Genomic DNA, 17,884 nt, shown 5'->3' on the forward strand with positions numbered 1-17,884 from the left:
GAACCGCTCTTACATGGATGAAAACCATGCGTCCTAACCGATAGACGAACGGGCCCTGCTTCTCTAATGCGGATGCAAAAATACAACTATTTTTGAAACGTACAATAGGACATGCAAAAAAAATATTTTTTTTTTAATACGCCTTTGCAAACAACACTCGCCCAACTGATTTTTCTCCAGTAAACACGCAACTTCCAGCCTCTTCAGCTCTATCTAAAGGTATGCATCTAATGGTCGCTTTCGTTAGGTCTTTGATCTTTTCTTCTGTAGCTGCAGTTCCATCCCAATGGGCTGATACAAAACCACCTTTAGTTTCTAAAACTTGTTTAAACTGATCAAAACTATTTACTTCCGTAATATGCGTATTTCTGTAATCCAATGCTTTTTCAAACAATTCCTTTTGAATCTGCTCTAATAAATCACTCACATATGATGTAATACTATCTTTAGCTACTACTTCTTTGGTCAATGTATCCCTTCTTGCAACCTCAAAAGTTCCATTTTCTAAATCTTTTGGTCCTACAGCAATCCTCACAGGAACTCCTTTCAGCTCCCATTCTGCAAATTTGAAACCTGGTTTTTGAGTAGTTCTGTTATCAAATTTTACAGAGATATTTAATTTCCGTAAAGTAGCAATCAAACTATTTACCTCAGTAGATATAGATTCTAACTGCTCATCCGTTTTATATATAGGAACGATCACCACTTGTATTGGCGCTAAGCTCGGAGGAAGCACCAAACCTTGATCATCTGAATGTGTCATAACCAATGCTCCCATCAAACGAGTCGAAACCCCCCAAGAAGTCCCCCATACATATTCCTGCTTCCCTTCGGCATTGGCGAATTTCACATCAAAAGCTTTTGCAAAATTCTGACCTAAAAAGTGTGACGTACCAGCTTGTAGCGCTTTACCATCTTGCATTAAAGCTTCGATACAATACGTTTCTTCAGCCCCTGCAAAGCGTTCGGTTTCTGTTTTTATCCCTTTTATTACTGGAATTGCCATGAAATTTTCAGCGAAATCTGCATACACATTCATCATTTTTTCTGACTCTTCCACAGCCTCTGCTTTTGTGGCATGAGCAGTATGCCCTTCTTGCCATAAAAATTCTGCAGTTCTTAAAAACAATCTCGTTCTCATTTCCCAACGCACTACATTTGCCCATTGATTAATTAACAAAGGCAAATCCCTGTAAGATTGCACCCAACCCTTATATGTAGACCAAATAATAGCCTCACTAGTAGGACGAACAATTAATTCTTCTTCCAGTTTTGCATTAGGATCCACCATTAACTTTCCGGGTTTATCTGGATCATTTTTTAATCTATAGTGTGTTACAATGGCACATTCTTTTGCAAATCCTTCCGCATTTTTCTCCTCAGCTTCAAACATACTTTTAGGAACAAATAGCGGAAAGTAAGCATTTTGATGCCCCGTCTCTTTAAACATTCGATCCAATTCCCCTTGCATTTTTTCCCAAATAGCATATCCGTAAGGTTTGATAACCATACAACCTCTCACTCCTGAATTTTCGGCTAAATCAGCTTTCACAACCAATTCGTTATACCATTTTGAATAATCTTCTGCTCGTGTAGTTAAGTTCTTACTCATATTGAATGTTTTGGCACAAATTTTGCATTAATATTTTTAAATAAATAGTTCAGCAAAACTAAGTATTTTTGTAATGTGCAACAATAAAAACTCCATATATATGAAAACTAGTACTCTTCCCTTACGAAACCCAATAAGCTATTACTTTATTGGTGTTTTGAGCATTCTGTTGACATCTTGTGGTTCTTACCAAAACAGCTCTTACTATGATTCTGATGGAATATATGGTAGCACTCCCAGAAGCGCCGTTCAAGAAGAAACACAAAGCGCTCCTAAGAACCAATATAAAGACTATTTTGGATCTTTACAGAATAACAATCAATCAGTAGAAATTTTTACAGACGTTGACAACTATGGCAATTACAACGTCGAAAACGACTCTTTACAAGACAACAATAATTATCCTGGCTGGGGAAGCAACCCACAAAGCGTAAGCATCAATGTTTATGACAATAATTGGGGCATGAACAATTGGTACGGTAACAATTGGGGATGGAATGGTGGTTATGGCTATGGCTTCAACAATTGGTACGGAAACAATTGGGGTTGGAATGGCGGTTTTGGATGGAACAATTGGTACGGAAATAATTGGGGCTGGAACAACTGGGGTTGGAATGGCGATTTTGGATGGAATAACTGGTATGGCAACAATTGGGGCTGGAACAATTGGGGATATTCAAATAATAACTACAACAGAAACTATGCTTATAACTCCGGCAGAAGAGGCTCTGCTTATGCAAACAATAACACTGTAGATCGTACTACTTCAAATTATTCTAGAGGTCAAAGAAATTACTCCACTGGACGAACTGTAGATTCTAATTATAGAGGCTCCAATACTAATTTTGGTAGAGGTTCAGCTACTCGAATGAACAGAACGAGCCCGAATTTCTCTAGAAATCAAGGTCAATCACAAAATAATTCTAATAACAATCCTACTAGAAGAGGAAGTTATAACACCACACGAAACGAGAGCAATAGGTCTGAGAGATCTTATACCCCGAGCACCAGGAATGATAATAATTCTAGATCCTATAGTCCTAGTTCCAATAGCAGATCAAGCAGCTCTGGCAATTATGGTGGTGGCGGAAGATCATCTGGCGGTGGCGGAAGAGGCGGAAGAGGATAAAGAACCCGTCTTAACTTTCAATTTTGATATTAAATTAAAACCAACCAATTAAATATGAAAAAATATATATTCCTACTCGCTTTAGGGCTATCCATAAACAATGCCAGATCACAAGACATCTCTGATGCTATGCGTTACGCACAGGACAATTTAACTGGCACAGCTCGATATAGGTCTATGAGTGGTGCTTTTGGTGCACTGGGCGGCGACCTTTCCTCTTTAAATGTTAATCCAGCAGGTTCTGCGGTGTTTTCTAATAACCAAATGGGATTGACGTTGAGTAATTATAACGTAAAAAACAATTCGAACTACTTTGGTACCTCAACTAAAGACGCCTCTAACTCATCTGATTTAAATCAAGCAGGGGCAGTTTTTGTTTTCAACAATAATAATGCTAACAGCAATTGGAAAAAAGTTTCATTTGGAATCAACTACGAAAATGCCAATAATTTTGATAACAGTCAATTTTCTGCTGGAACCAATACAAACAATTCTATAGATCAATATTTTTTGAGTTATGCAAATACTGGAAATAATGGAGCGCCCGTTCCGCAACAGTTTGTAAATAGAGAAATAGGTGAATCAAATACTGATTTATATTCATTTTTAGGAACTAACTTACCTAACAGCCAATTTCGCCAATTAAGCGGTTTTGCTGCACAACAAGCAATGATTGCGTTTTATAATCAAGGATTTATAATTGATGCTACTGATATAAATGACCCAAACAGTCCATACATATCAAATGTGCCTGCCGGAGCCGATTATTACCAAGAAAATAGTGTAACTAGCACTGGATATAATGGCAAATTATCATTCAACGCAGCTACATCATACAAGGATAAAATATACTTAGGAATCAACTTAAATTCCCATTTTACGGATTACATTCGATCTTCTCGATTTTATGAAGACAATAACGCACCACTTACCAATGATTTTAGTGTTTTAAGAGTACAGTTTGATAATGATTTGAACACCTACGGAACCGGTTTTTCGTTTCAATTAGGCGCTATTGCAAAGTTAACGAATGAAGTGCGCGTAGGAATAGCCTACGAATCCTCAACTTGGTATACCTTGACAGATAAACTATCACAGAGACTTGTTGCAGTAAGTGCCAATACTAGCGAAGAACTCGAGCCTGATGTGGTAGATCCACAGTTTATAAATGTTTATGAACCGTACAAATTGCAAACACCAAGCAAACTGACTGGAAGTTTTGCCTATGTTTTTGGAAAATCAGGGCTCATAAGTGTCGATTACGCAATGAAAGATTACCGAAATACTAAATTTAAACCCGAAAACGATTCCTATTTTAGTGCTCTAAACAGCAATATGAATTCTATTTTGGATACTACTGGAGAACTACGAATTGGTGCCGAATATAAAATTGACGCATTAAGCTTACGAGGTGGATACCGATACGAGCAAAGCCCTTATAAAAACAAAACAACAATAGGAGACTTAACTGGATATTCGGCAGGTTTAGGGTATAATTTTGGTTCAACCAAAGTAGATTTATCGTATTCGTATGCCAAAAGAAATTCGCAACAAGGATTTTTTAGTCAAGGATTTACGGATGGCGCCAGCATTGATGGTATAAACAACACGGTTTCAGTAACGTTATTATTTGAATTGTAAACGCATTATGAATTAAAATAGTGATCCGTCTCGTTATGCAAACAAGACGGATTTTTTTTAGCCCTGATGGTCCTGAAGCATTGGGAGAAATCCTCCCGTTTTTTTCGAGAAATTGCTTCACCTAGCACTCATTTTCATAGGAGTTGAGTGAATTTTGTTTGCAACGCACAGCAGGAAATAGCTCCTAATAATCTGAAAAGGGTTTGAAAAAAGTTCAGATTGAATAAAAAATTGTAATTTTGCAAAATTCCCAAATTATCGGGATTATACCGCTATGAGAACGAAGTCTTTAAAAAAGAATAAAATAAATGTGATCACTCTTGGGTGTTCAAAAAATGTATATGACAGTGAAGTGCTAATGGGTCAACTTCGCGCCAGCGGAAAAGACGTTACACACGAAGCACCTGAGGCTGAAGAGGGAAATATTATTGTAATAAATACGTGTGGCTTTATTGATAACGCTAAAGCGGAATCCGTAAATATGATTCTGGAATATGCCGATAAAAAAGAAAGAGGATTGGTAGATAAAGTATTTGTTACCGGATGCTTATCTGAACGATACCGTCCTGATTTAGAAAAAGAAATACCTAATGTAGATCAGTTTTTTGGTACAACAGAATTACCACAACTATTGAAAGCTTTGGGCGCTGATTACAAGCACGAATTATTAGGTGAGCGTCTAACGACTACGCCCAAAAATTATGCTTACTTAAAGATTTCTGAAGGGTGTGATAGACCTTGTAGTTTTTGTGCCATTCCGCTTATGCGAGGAAAAAACGTTTCACAAACCATCGAAAAATTGGTAAAAGAATCGGAAGGTTTGGCTAAAAATGGAGTGAAAGAATTAATTTTAATTGCCCAAGATTTAACCTATTACGGATTAGATATTTACAAGAAAAGAGCCCTAGGAGAATTACTAGAAGCACTTGTAAAAGTTGAAGGAATCGAATGGATTCGTTTGCATTACGCCTTCCCTACTGGTTTTCCAATGGATGTGTTAGAAATTATGAAGCGCGAGCCTAAAATATGCAATTATTTAGATATTCCGCTGCAACACATTTCAGATTCTATTTTAAAATCCATGCGACGAGGAACTACACAAGCAAAAACAACAAAATTACTTAAAGAATTCCGTGCAGCTGTTCCTGGCATGGCTATTCGAACTACTTTAATAGTAGGATATCCTGGAGAAACTCAGGAAGATTTCAACATCTTGAAAGATTTTGTTCAAGAAATGAAATTTGACCGAATGGGCTGTTTTGCCTATTCTCACGAAGAAAATACACATGCCTACTTATTGGAAGATGATGTCCCTGACACGGTAAAACAAGACCGTGCAAACGAAATTATGGAATTACAATCACAGATATCCTGGGATTTAAACCAAGAAAAAGTAGGACAAACATTTAAATGCATTATTGACAGAAAAGAAGGCGCTCATTTTGTGGGACGTACAGAATTTGATAGTCCCGATGTTGACAATGAAGTCTTGATTGATGCTTCAAAACATTACGTAAAAACGGGTGAATTTGTAATGATCAAAATTATTGAAGCAACAGAATTTGATTTGTACGGAGAACCAGTATAATTTTTCTAATTGATTTTAATTCTTACCACAATATGAAGATGCAATCCTTTAATTCTTACCTACTAATAGGCTTTATTGTTTTTTTTGCTAATACATCTTTTGCACAATTTGGAAATGGTGGGTATGGAAACGGCTATGGTAATGGCTACGGTGGTAATGGTAGAATGAACAACACAATGGATCAAACCAGAACGCCTCAAAAACCGAAAGAAGTTCCTGTTGAAGTAACAGTCGGAAAGATCATGGAAAGACTAAAACCAGACCTTACTCTTGATGAACTTCAAGTTATTGCCATTTCGAATATTTTAATGGAGAGTATCAGAACCCAAGGAATGTTAATGAAAGCTGAAGTAAGCGAAGAGGATAAAATAAAAAACCTGACTGCGCTCTCAGAAACAACCGATAGAAAAGTAACAGAATTATTAAACAAAGAACAAAAAGAGAAATTTATTGCTTTAAATGAAGAAGCCAAAAATCCTAAAAAATCGAAATCAAAAAAAAAATCTAATTAATCGATTCCACTCTGTTGCAAAAGTATAAGCTCGTATGAAAAAAATAGTCTCTTTCCTTTTAATAACTGTTATAGCTTTGTCTTGCGCTACGAATCCTTACAAAAAAAGTGAGAAAATTTACGATTCAAAGCTCAAATCATTAAAGCAAACAATTTCGAATAAAAATTCTCAGCCTTTACCAATTATACCGCACTTAGAGATAAATATCGACACTTTATACACTAAACAACTGCATACGTACAAGGACACTCTTTTTAAGATGGGCCCTACTCCTTTACAAAACGGAATCAATACCGAGTGGATAGGAACTGTGAATTTTAATTTAAGAAAGCCCAATTTTATCATTATTCATCATACGGCTCAAGACTCTTTGCAGCAAACATTAAAAACGTTTACTAAAATAGAATCACAGGTTAGTTCACATTACTTAATTTCTGATGATGGTAAAGTAGTTCAAATGTTGAACGACTATTTACGAGCCTGGCATGCAGGTGCTGGAACTTGGGGGAAAAACACAGATATTAACTCTACATCTATTGGTATAGAATTAGACAATAATGGTACAGAAGTTTTCTCTGAATTACAGATCAACAGCTTATTAGCACTTTTGACAAAGCTAAAGAAAGATTATAATATCCCCGCTCAAAACATTATCGGTCATGCTGATATTGCACCTACACGAAAGAAAGATCCAAGTCAATTGTTTCCCTGGAAAATATTAGCCGAAAATGGTTTTGGTATCTGGTACGATGAGTTTTTAGAAACTGCTCCAACTGATTTTAATGTTGAACAAGGATTGCGTATTATAGGATATGACACCAAAAACTTACCAGCAGCAATAACCGCTTTTAAACTGCATTATATTCAAACAGAAGTCAATGCAATTTTAGATGAAAAAACAATAAACACTATTTATTCTATTTATAAAAAACAATAAGCAGATATATAGATTGCTAATACCAATAAAAATGGTTTTTTGATTCTTTCAAAAAACCATTTTTATTTTATACAACTTCAATTTTGAATGACAACTCAAACTAATGTATTACTGAAAGTCAAAACACAAAAAAACTGCCAAAATTTATAAAGCATTTTGGCAGTCAAAAAAAAATAGTTGAGAAATTAAAAAGTATAGGTTGTTGCCAGTAAAGCATACGCTGTTGAACCTTTTGAAGCTGCAGCACTGTTTGTAAAAATATCCTCCGAAGCAGTATCTAAGCGGAATTCCGGGATAATAGTCAAGTTCCCTACTTTATAATTTAATGATAAAGTATTGCCAACCACACTTGTCCCAGCTAGTAGTCCAAAACCAGCCGTAGCATCTTTAGCATCGAAATACTCCAGTCTGTAGGCTAAACTCAACGTTTCTTTTAATGCAAAGTTTGCATACCCAACCAAAGCAAACCATTCGCCATCTAGTGTGCTATCAAAATCATTTTTAGTCATTGCATAGGTACCGTTGAATCCTAGTGAAAAAGAATCACTTACTTTTTTTGACCCTACAAAATCAAATTGAGTTTTGTTTTCGTTAGAAACAGGATTACTGCTTCCTGAAGTAACATTAAAATACGCACTTCCCTTATCTCCCAAATACCCTAACTGACCAATAAACGCTTTTTGGGTGGAACCTGCTTCAAGTGTTGTCTTAAAATCTGTTGGGTTGGTTACTCCAGCCATAAAGCTGAATTTACCAGAAGTATATTGCGCTTTTACTCCTGTATTAAAAAATGGACCATAAGTAAAGGCATACGACATGCTGTAATTTTTATTATCTACTGCATCAACCAGCTCATATCCGAGATGAGTGCTAAAGCTTCCTGCAATCACTTTCAATGCATCTGAAAACTCGTAAGTGAAATTTAATTGTTTAATCATAAAAGTTGATGCGTCATCATTGTATGTAAATTGGGCAGCTCTGTTTCCAAATCCTAAATCAACAAAAACAGAGGCTTTATCCATTTTATGTGAAGCTTCAATAGACGCCATTCCTAATTCAAATGAATTGTGAGAATTCGTAAAACTAGTAAGACTGTTGTCTATACCAGAAAAATCATATTTATAATACGCATCAGCAGATCCTGCAAATGTTGTTGATGCCGATGCTGGAGCGCTTTGAGCAAAGGTAAAAGATGTTGTTAGCACTAATACAATAAAGGATAGTTGGTTTTTCATGTTGGGTAGTTTTAGTTAGTAGTTTGCTTTGTTTGTTACTGTAGCATATTTTAAAAATCAAATTGAAATAGCTCAAATAAGGCATTTAAATACGCTTTTGAAAATTCATTTTTTTTAGATTTATAGAGCGAATTTATTAACTTTTATCTCATTTTAATTACTATTTTCTAGTTTTTTAACTTGATACACAAAGAATTATCAATACCAAAAAATCATCAAAAAATAATAGCTATTCTATATTTTAAAGAGATAATTTTGAAAATTAAATAATTAAAAAATTTAGATACACCCCCTATTTTTTTTAATTTATTAGAATTAATATTTAAAAAATGAGCCTTAACCGCATTTTTTAATAAAAAACAAAAACAAAACCCCATTAAAATAGGCCGTTATTGTAAATTTAATTTTAAATGATTTTTAATTTTTTCGCAAATAAATAATTCAAACTCAAAATTTTCATCAAGTTAATACACGATTTACAAAAAATTCAGCAAGCATATACATCAAAAATTTGAAGAAAAAAATCAAAAGGATATACCGCAATATCAAGTTATTATTTTGGTCTATTAATTCCTTTTTTTGTAATTTTATGTCAAGATTCAATTTGGACCAAAAATCTATTTTAGGCGTTTAAAAATTTTATTTAAAAAACAGAAGAAGTATTCTTTTAGTCGATTTATTATTATTCATAAGAGGTAGTATAAAAATTATATACCGTCACCAGAAAAGATTTTATCTCCATATTTGTAAATAGTTCTTGTAAAGATCCTAATTACAAATAAGAACTTATACAAACACAAATAGCTACAGATATGAAAATTTCAGTACTAACAGTCTTTATTTTATTCACCTCTTCATTGATTGCTCAAACGCATCAAATGATCAAACACAATGGTATAACAGTTGACATCAACTTAATTAAAATAGAAAATAATGTAGTGTATTATACTTTTCCCCAGAGTTTAGAAGAACAATCCATCAGTAAATATGCTGTGGCAAAATTGAATGAAAAGTCAAAAACCACTCCTTTCATTGTCTCTGAAAAAATTCAATTGAATGGAAAATCCGATTATAATAAAGTTATTGTTCTACAAAAACACCAAACTTTAGGATTGAAAGAGTCTGGAATAATTACTTCCTTTTATTTGGGAACAAAAGGAGAATCTCCGCTATCGTTTACTGAAAATGGTAAAAAGCGATTAAAACAAAATGCTGCCCAAAATGGAGCTCCGTTTATTGTTATTCTTTCTAATAAACCAAAGGATTTAAAAGCTGCGATCTATACCTATGAATAAGTATATAAAGTATCAATTTGTAGCTCGATAGGCTATAAAATAGAATTAAAGTCTATTTAAATCGAGAACGAATTTGTGTAAAACACAATTGCTATTCCCGATTCTTTGATTAAATAACTACGAAAATCTATTATTCAATAATTAATGATTTGGCATTCATAAATTCCTTAATCCCTATTGCACCAAGTTCTCTGCCATATCCTGATTTTTTTATTCCACCAAAAGGAACTCTAGAATCAGAGCGAACTAAGGAATTCACAAAAACACTTCCTGCTTCTATTTTTCTTGACAAGTGGTAAGCATGCTCACGATCCGTTGTCCATATTGAGGCGGCCAAACCATATCGGTGATTATTGGCAATAGCGATTGCTTGATTCTCGTCTTTGACCCTAATGACAGTTGCTAGCGGTCCAAAAGTTTCTTCCTGAAAAGCTATGGAATCTGAATCGAAACACTCGATTAATGTGGGTTGAAAATTGCAATTTTCTCGTGCTCCTCCTACTATTATCTTCGCGCCCTGTTGTATTGATTTTTGTAATTGATTTTCTAATTTTTCTGCTAAATCCAATCGAGCAAGAGGCCCCATAGTAGTCCCTTCCATCATTGGATCTCCTTGCTTGAGCAAATTAATTTTATTGGCAAACAGCGTTATAAATTCATCTGCTACTTCATCGACGACTATAAAACGCTTGGCACAAATACATGCTTGGCCAGCGTTGAGCATTCGCGATTGAGTGGCAACTGTTGCAGCCTTTTCAAGATTTGCATTATTTAAAATTATAAACGCATCAGAACCTCCTAATTCTAGAACTGTTTTTTTAATATGCTTCCCCGCCAATGAAGCCACTGCGGATCCTGCCATTTCACTTCCCGTTAAAGTAATGCCCTGAACTATATTTGACGCAATGACATTTTCTACCAGAGGAATATCTATTGTAATTTGTTGAAAAACACCTTCTGGAAAACCGGCTTCCAAAAAAGCATTTTCGATAGCTTTTGCACAACCAATAACGTTGGGTGCATGCTTCAAAAGAGTCACATTGCCCGACATAATTACTGGAGCCGCATACCGCAATACTTGCCAAAATGGATAATTCCAAGGCATTATTGCAAAAATAGCTCCCATTGGATCATAAACTGACATACTTTTAAAAGGCGTGTCATAGTGCTCATCTTTCAACATTATTTCCGCATTCTCCGCATAGAAATCACAGTTTGCAGCTGATTTTTCAACTTCAGAAATACTTTCAAACAGTACTTTTCCCATTTCATTTGTAATCAAAAAACCGAGCTCTTCTTTCTTTTTTCTAAGAATGTCAGCTAGTTTTTTCATCAGTAATGCTCTTTGTTCAAATGTAGTTTGCTTCCAGTTTTTGAAAGCTCGCTCAGACAACTGCAATTTTTTATTCAATTGGGACTCTGTTAGAACTTCATGTTCTTCTATTAAAAGTTGCGAATACGGATCTATTGATTTAAAAATCATGTGTTTGTAATTAAATTTTAAAAAATATCCTAGAAATAAAACTAAGGTACCGCCAAAAATCATCGAACTTTGGGCGATTAATGAAAAAACATAAAGAGAAATGAAGCAAATCTGATTTTGAAAAATTGGATAAAATAGCACAATTAAATAAAACAGTGCAATGCAAATTGTTTGTGTAAGTTAAATTTGCTGCATTTTATTTATAAATTTCAACAAAAACAGCATCCAATACCTCATATACTTTTTCCTTATCCAGTGGTTTTGTAATGCAATTTACAAAACCCATTTTCATGATTTTTTCTTTATCTTCAAATGAGGAATAGGCAGTTTGTGCGATGACGGGAAGTTCTGGCCTAAATACTTTAATCTTTTCGTAGGCTTCAAAACCATTTAATACTGGCATTCTTATATCCATAAATACTACAGATATGTTTGGATTATTTGCACATATATCAACTGCTTCTTGCCCGTTTTTGGCCCTGATAACTGTATGGTTTTTGGACTGTATGATTTTTTTCAACAGCATGAAATTTATACCGTCATCCTCTGCAATTAAAACAATTTCTTTTCCAAAATTCTTGGTAACCGATTTTACTTTTGTGGGTTGGACTACTTTAGCCGTTTGATCTATATCTAATGGAATGGTAAATGTAAATACAGATCCCAATCCAAGGGTAGACTCTACTTTGATCTCACCACCTAACATTTCTACATACGCTTTTGTTATTGACAAACCCAAACCTAAACCAGATAAATCGTGAGTTGCATCGCCTTCTATCCTTCTAAACCTCTCAAAAATTACTTTCAAATAATTTTCACTTATACCCATACCCGAATCTTCTACTTTAAACTCTAAGCATCCTTTTTCTTTATTAACAGAATAGCCAAAAGCAACAAAACCTCTATCGGTAAATTTCAACGCATTTGTAATTAGGTTAACGATAATCTGTTTTAGTTTTGTTTCATCAGTATTAATATTTTCAAGAATTTTATTTGGGTTTTCAAGAATATAAAACTGAATGTCTTTATCCTTAGGAATCGTAACTTTTATAGCATTATACAATTCGACAATACAATTTTCTATGTCTAATCCTTTATAATTAGGCATAATTTGCTTGGCATCAATTTTAGACATTTCTATAAGGTCTTCAATAATAGACACCAAACTATTTCCACTATTTTTTATAATTTTTAAATATTCAATTCGCTCTTTATTATCTAAATTTGGATCCTGAAGCAAATCACTAAATCCCATAATAGCATTCATGGGTGTTCTAATTTCATGAGACAAATTAGCCAAAAAAGATGATTTTAATCGATCACTTTCTTCAGCTTTTTTCTTAGCTATTTCTAATTGCTTCCGTTGATTGTTATTTTCTTCAAATAAGTTTCCAATATATCCAAACTCACCATCGGACTTTTTTAAACTTTCGATAGCATTACTATTTCCTGTTTCAAGAATACTCTTGATCAATTTTAATGGATTGTATACCCATCGCTTGGTATGGTACGCGTACACAAAAATACTTAGCACAGAAACCAGTACAACAATAAAAAGAATCTCTTTTGTATTTGTATAATTTAAATTGAACCGTCTTTTAAAAAGCACTTTAGCGACCACTTCATTTTTCCAATCCTTTAAATCAATCCCTACAACTACAAAATTATCTTCGTGTGCAATTATATATTTTCTTGGAGCCAAACTTACTTTTGAACTACTGATATTACCAACAGCATTAAAAAAAGATTCATCTAAAAGCCTTGCCATAAAAAAATAACCGGCAGGTTCCGTTTTATTCTTTTTAGGATCATTTGATGCATGAATTGTTGCGCCAAAAACCTCCACAATTCCTTCAGGAATTTTTACATAAAATCGTTTTAGTTTTGATTTATGAAGTGCTGCCATCATCTCTTTTGGAATGAAATCAATGCTTTTGAGCTTAGGAGAGACGGTCTTGTTGATTATTTTTTTATCCAAACCATACACTCCAATATAATCTACTTCATAGGAATCAAATTCACTTTCAATGTATTTATTATACCATTTTACTTCTTTTGTTTTAGTAAAATTGACCAACTCGTCCCAATAGGTAACGTCAATAACAGTGGCCAATGAAGTTTTTGAGTTAAGTCTAAAAAGAGACTTCACCTCTTTATCGTATTGATCGTAAGTAGTTTTATAGAAATGTTTTTCTTCTTTAATAGTATACAAGTAAAGAGAAATATAAATGATCAAAAAGAAAATACTCGTTGAAATTATCAACAAAAGTAATTTAGAGTAGGTATTTAAATTAAGTAATCTCTTCATAAATTATCGAGCAGTAAAAAGTAAATCAAAAAAATATTAGATATATTTGTAAGATATATCGCTTTGTTTTGATGGTGCAAGTTAAGTTATTTTGTTAGAGAAAAAAAGACAACCAAAAATTTTGATACAATTAATTTTATTAACAGTTTACCTATCAACAGAATACTTTTAGAAATGTTTCAAATCCGGTTTAAAAACGCCTTAATTATTCCATCCACTTTGCTAATGTTTTTTTGATGGGAAATTTAAAAACGTAAATTGATTTGCTCGATCGTTTATTTTAAATCCTACCAACTAATCGTTTCAAAAAAAATAGGAAACAAAATATTTTTATGTGGAATTTGATTGTAAATAAAAACTTCATTAAAACAAAAAAACCATCTTAAATGATGGTTTTTAGTGCGGCTATTGCAAACTACAAGGGAATATTACCGTGTTTTCTATTAGGTGTTATGCTTACTTTATTTTCGAGCATGCTAAACGCTTTTATCAATTTGCGTCTGGTATCTTGCGGCAAGATTACCTCATCTACAAATCCACGTTGCGCGGCAGTATACGGATTCGCAAACAACTCCGCATATTCGGCTTCTTTCTCCAAAAGCTTTGCTTCATGATCTTCGGCTTCGTTAATTTCTTTTTTAAAGATAATTTCCGAGGCACCTTTGGCTCCCATCACGGCAATTTCGGCAGTTGGCCAAGCAAAATTCATATCGGCACCAATGTGTTTCGAGTTCATCACATCATAAGCACCACCATAGGCTTTACGGGTGATTACCGTTACTCTCGGCACAGTTGCCTCACTTAAAGCATAAAGCAATTTCGCACCGTGAACGATAATCCCGTTCCATTCTTGATCCGTTCCCGGTAAAAAACCTGGTACATCCACCAAAACCAATAACGGAATATTAAAACAATCACAAAAACGAGTAAATCGAGCCGCTTTTTTTGAACTATTCACATCGAGACAACCCGCTAAGATCATGGGTTGATTGGCAATAATCCCAATACTTTTTCCTCCCAACCGAGCAAAACCTACTAAGATATTTTCGGCATAATTTTTATGAATTTCAAAAAAAGAATCCTCGTCAATAATTGAACCAATAACCTCGTGCATATCATACGGCTTGTTGGGATTATCTGGAATAATAGTCGCTAATTTAGTTCGCACTTCATCATTCAGTGCGTAGGGTAAGCTGTGTGCTTTATCTTTATTGCTTTGTGGTAAATAACTTAGTAACCGTTTCAAGTCTTCTAGACATTCTATATCATTGGTAGAAGTAATGTGCGCTACACCTGATTTAGTAGCATGCGTACTCGCACCACCCAATTCCTCAGAAGTTACGTTTTCATTGGTTACGGTTTTCACAACATTCGGACCTGTTACAAACATGTAACTGGTATCTTCAACCATCATCGTAAAATCAGTCATTGCAGGAGAATACACAGCTCCACCGGCGCAGGGTCCCATAATTGCAGAAATTTGTGGAATAACTCCTGAAGCTTGTACGTTTCTATAAAAAATATCGGCATAACCACCCAAAGAACGAACTCCTTCCTGAATTCGCGCTCCACCAGAATCATTCAATCCAATCATAGGCGCTCCCATTTTAACGGCCATATCCATGACTTTGCAGATTTTCTCAGCATGAGTTTCGGATAAAGAACCTCCAAAAACTGTAAAATCCTGCGCAAAAATATAAACCAATCTTCCGTTTATGGTTCCGTATCCTGTGATGACTCCATCGCCATAATACTTTTCTTTTTCCATTTCAAAATCAGTCGTGCGGTGTGTAACCAACATCCCTATTTCTTCAAAGGAACCTTCGTCCATCAAATAATTAACGCGCTCTCTTGCGGTTAGTTTTTTATTCGAATGTTGTTTTTCGATACGTTTTTTACCGCCACCCAAATGTGCTTCGGCAATTTTATCGTTTAATGTGTTTATTTTGTCTTTCATATTTATTTTTTTTGACCGCCAATTCGCTAATTATATTTTAAACCCATTTAGAGATTAAGTCTCATTTGAAAAAAACAGTACTTATTTTTCTTGATGATAAAAAAAATATTTTAATTCGGTAATCGTACGATTTTTTGATCTTCAAAATATTGTCTCATTGCCACAAGAGCTGCAATTTCAGCTTCTTTAGCCATTTGTTTTTTCAACACATCGGCATTGTAATAATTCTTAACGAAATGCGTGTCAAATTTCCCGGAACGAAACGCCTCATGTTCAAAAACAAATTTCCCAAATGGCAATGTTGTCTGCACGCCTTCCACTTGATACTCTTCAATGGCCTTAAGCATAATTTGAATGGCTTCTTCACGAGTTTCTCCATAAGTGATTAATTTGGCCAACATTGGATCGTAATAAATAGGAATATCCATGCCTTGTTCAAAACCGTTATCTACACGAATTCCTTCGCCAACCGGCAATTGATAGACATCTAAATGACCCACACTTGGCAAGAAATCATTCATAGTATCTTCGGCATACACACGCAATTCCATCGCATGTCCTTTTATTTTTAAATCTTCTTGCTTGATAGCTAATGCTTCTCCCCTAGCCACTCTGATTTGTAGTTCGACCAAATCGGTTCCAGTTATCCATTCCGTAACGGGATGTTCCACTTGCAAACGCGTATTCATCTCCAAGAAGTAGAAATTATTATTTTCGTCCAATAAAAACTCTACAGTTCCAGCTCCTAAATAATCACAAGATTTGGCTACCAAAACGGCTGCTTCTCCCATTTTTTTGCGCAGTTCTGGTGTTAAAACCGAAGAAGGCGCTTCTTCAATTACTTTTTGGTGACGACGCTGGATGCTGCATTCTCTTTCGAATAAATACAGCACATTCCCATAAGTGTCTGCCATAACTTGAATTTCGATATGTCTTGGCGAACCCACATATTTTTCGATAAAAACAGAGCCATCTCCAAAAGCAGCAATTGCTTCACTGATGGCGCGATCCATTTGAGATTCGAAATCAGCTTCGCTTTCTACCACACGCATTCCTTTTCCTCCACCACCGGCAGAAGCTTTAATAAGTATTGGAAAATCAACTTCCTTAGCAATAACTTTTGCTTTTTCGACATCCGTTATTGCCTGATCGTATCCTGGGACCATTGGAATATTGAAGCGCTTAACGGCATCTTTGGCCGCCAGTTTACTTCCCATAATCTTAATTGCTTTCGACTTTGGTCCAATAAAAATGATATCATTTTTTTCGCATTCTTCAGCAAAATCAGCATTTTCACTCAGGAAACCGTAACCGGGATGAATCGCATCAACATTTAAAGATTTCGCAACCTCGATGATTTTACTTCCTAGTAAATAGGATTGACTCGAAGGGGCTTCACCAATACAAACAGCTTCATCAGCAAATTTTACATGTGGTGCATCTCGATCTACAATAGAATATACCGCAACGGTTTTAATACCCATTTTTTGAGCGGTTTTCATCACCCTGATGGCAATTTCCCCTCTATTGGCAACTAATATTTTTTTCATTTTTTATTTTTTAACCGCAGGTTTGCTAATTTTAATTCTCTTACATTCACTTGTATTAAATGATGTATATTTTATTTTTAATTAGCGAAGTAGTGGTGTTTTATTCGAATTCAATTAACAACTGACCTTTATCAACAGCATCTCCTGTAGCAACCGAAATCGATTTAATAATACCATCGCGAGGAGATAGGAAACTATTTTCCATTTTCATCGCTCCCAGAATAATTAAATTGTCGTTTTCTTTTACCTCTTGCCCCACCACAACACTGATTTCCAGAATCAATCCCGGCATAGGTGCTTTAATAAAATTGACCTGTTTAGTAATTCCCGTTTCGAATCCCATTTCTTTGATCAGAATATCCAATGGGTTTGAAATCGCAACAGTGTAGGTGTTGTTGTTTACCTTGACGGTATAGCTTTTTTGAAGAAAATCAGAAGTGATAATTTCCGCTTGATAAGGAATGTTCTCATTCAAAATATGGAACTTATGTGTTGCGATACTTACTACATCTAGATGTGAAACACTTTCCGTTTCCATATCAAAATGAAAGGTGTCGTTTACGTTAACTTTATAACCCATACTCACTTGTTTCTTTGTTTGAATCGTAAAAATAAGTAAAAGAAAACGTTTTCGTAA

General features: G+C 34.7%; 13 protein-coding genes. 6 read left to right on the forward strand and 7 right to left on the reverse strand.

What is annotated here, in order from left to right; all coding sequences use genetic code 11:
• Positions 1-133 precede the first annotated feature (133 nt).
• Positions 134-1,612 carry a proline--tRNA ligase gene (gene proS, locus AC061C_RS04630; protein ID WP_478290220.1) on the reverse strand — a complete coding sequence of 493 codons (1,479 nt, stop codon included), beginning with the start codon at positions 1,610-1,612 and terminating at the stop codon, positions 134-136.
• A gap of 100 nt (positions 1,613-1,712) precedes the next feature.
• Here proS and AC061C_RS04635 point away from each other — a divergent pair, with 100 nt between their 5' ends.
• From AC061C_RS04635 to AC061C_RS04655, 5 genes are all read left to right on the forward strand, one after another.
• Entirely contained in the window at positions 1,713-2,741 is a 1,029-nt protein-coding gene (locus AC061C_RS04635; protein WP_478290221.1) for a hypothetical protein, read from the forward strand.
• A 54-nt stretch (positions 2,742-2,795) separates the two neighbouring features.
• Positions 2,796-4,382, forward strand: a complete 1,587-nt coding sequence (locus tag AC061C_RS04640; RefSeq protein ID WP_478290222.1) for an OmpP1/FadL family transporter — start codon at positions 2,796-2,798, stop codon at positions 4,380-4,382.
• A 274-nt stretch (positions 4,383-4,656) separates the two neighbouring features.
• Complete coding sequence (gene rimO, locus AC061C_RS04645) at positions 4,657-5,970, forward strand: 30S ribosomal protein S12 methylthiotransferase RimO (RefSeq protein WP_417943736.1); 1,314 nt, start codon at positions 4,657-4,659, stop codon at positions 5,968-5,970.
• Positions 5,971-6,002: 32 nt separating this feature from the next.
• Positions 6,003-6,482 (forward strand): hypothetical protein, encoded by a 480-nt coding sequence (locus AC061C_RS04650; RefSeq protein ID WP_478290223.1) that lies wholly within the window; start codon positions 6,003-6,005, stop codon positions 6,480-6,482.
• Positions 6,483-6,516: 34 nt separating this feature from the next.
• Complete coding sequence (locus tag AC061C_RS04655) at positions 6,517-7,419, forward strand: N-acetylmuramoyl-L-alanine amidase (protein ID WP_309756884.1); 903 nt, start codon at positions 6,517-6,519, stop codon at positions 7,417-7,419.
• Between the two features lie 185 nt (positions 7,420-7,604).
• Here AC061C_RS04655 and AC061C_RS04660 read toward each other — a convergent pair whose 3' ends face one another.
• Positions 7,605-8,654, reverse strand: coding sequence for an outer membrane beta-barrel protein (locus tag AC061C_RS04660; RefSeq protein WP_478290224.1), 1,050 nt, complete (start codon positions 8,652-8,654; stop codon positions 7,605-7,607).
• Between the two features lie 812 nt (positions 8,655-9,466).
• Between AC061C_RS04660 and AC061C_RS04665 the strand changes: the two genes are divergently transcribed.
• Positions 9,467-9,949: a hypothetical protein gene (locus AC061C_RS04665; protein WP_478290225.1), complete on the forward strand. Its 483-nt coding sequence runs from the start codon at positions 9,467-9,469 to the stop codon at positions 9,947-9,949.
• A gap of 130 nt (positions 9,950-10,079) precedes the next feature.
• Here the strand turns inward: AC061C_RS04665 and AC061C_RS04670 are convergent, their stop codons facing one another.
• From AC061C_RS04670 to AC061C_RS04690, 5 genes are all read right to left on the reverse strand, one after another.
• A complete protein-coding gene (locus AC061C_RS04670) occupies positions 10,080-11,432 on the reverse strand; it encodes an NAD-dependent succinate-semialdehyde dehydrogenase (RefSeq protein ID WP_478290226.1) in 1,353 nt (450 codons plus the stop codon).
• A gap of 196 nt (positions 11,433-11,628) precedes the next feature.
• Positions 11,629-13,740, reverse strand: coding sequence for an ATP-binding protein (locus AC061C_RS04675; protein ID WP_478290227.1), 2,112 nt, complete (start codon positions 13,738-13,740; stop codon positions 11,629-11,631).
• A 415-nt stretch (positions 13,741-14,155) separates the two neighbouring features.
• Positions 14,156-15,697 (reverse strand): acyl-CoA carboxylase subunit beta, encoded by a 1,542-nt coding sequence (locus AC061C_RS04680; protein ID WP_478290228.1) that lies wholly within the window; start codon positions 15,695-15,697, stop codon positions 14,156-14,158.
• 110 nt (positions 15,698-15,807) lie between these two features.
• Entirely contained in the window at positions 15,808-17,247 is a 1,440-nt protein-coding gene (gene accC / locus AC061C_RS04685) for an acetyl-CoA carboxylase biotin carboxylase subunit (RefSeq protein WP_478290229.1), read from the reverse strand.
• Between the two features lie 100 nt (positions 17,248-17,347).
• On the reverse strand, positions 17,348-17,833 hold the full coding sequence (locus AC061C_RS04690; protein ID WP_478290230.1) for an acyl-CoA carboxylase biotin carboxyl carrier protein subunit: 486 nt from the start codon (positions 17,831-17,833) through the stop codon (positions 17,348-17,350).
• Positions 17,834-17,884: the final 51 nt, after the last annotated feature.

The sequence above is a fragment of the Flavobacterium sp. GNP010 genome (assembly GCF_056428945.1).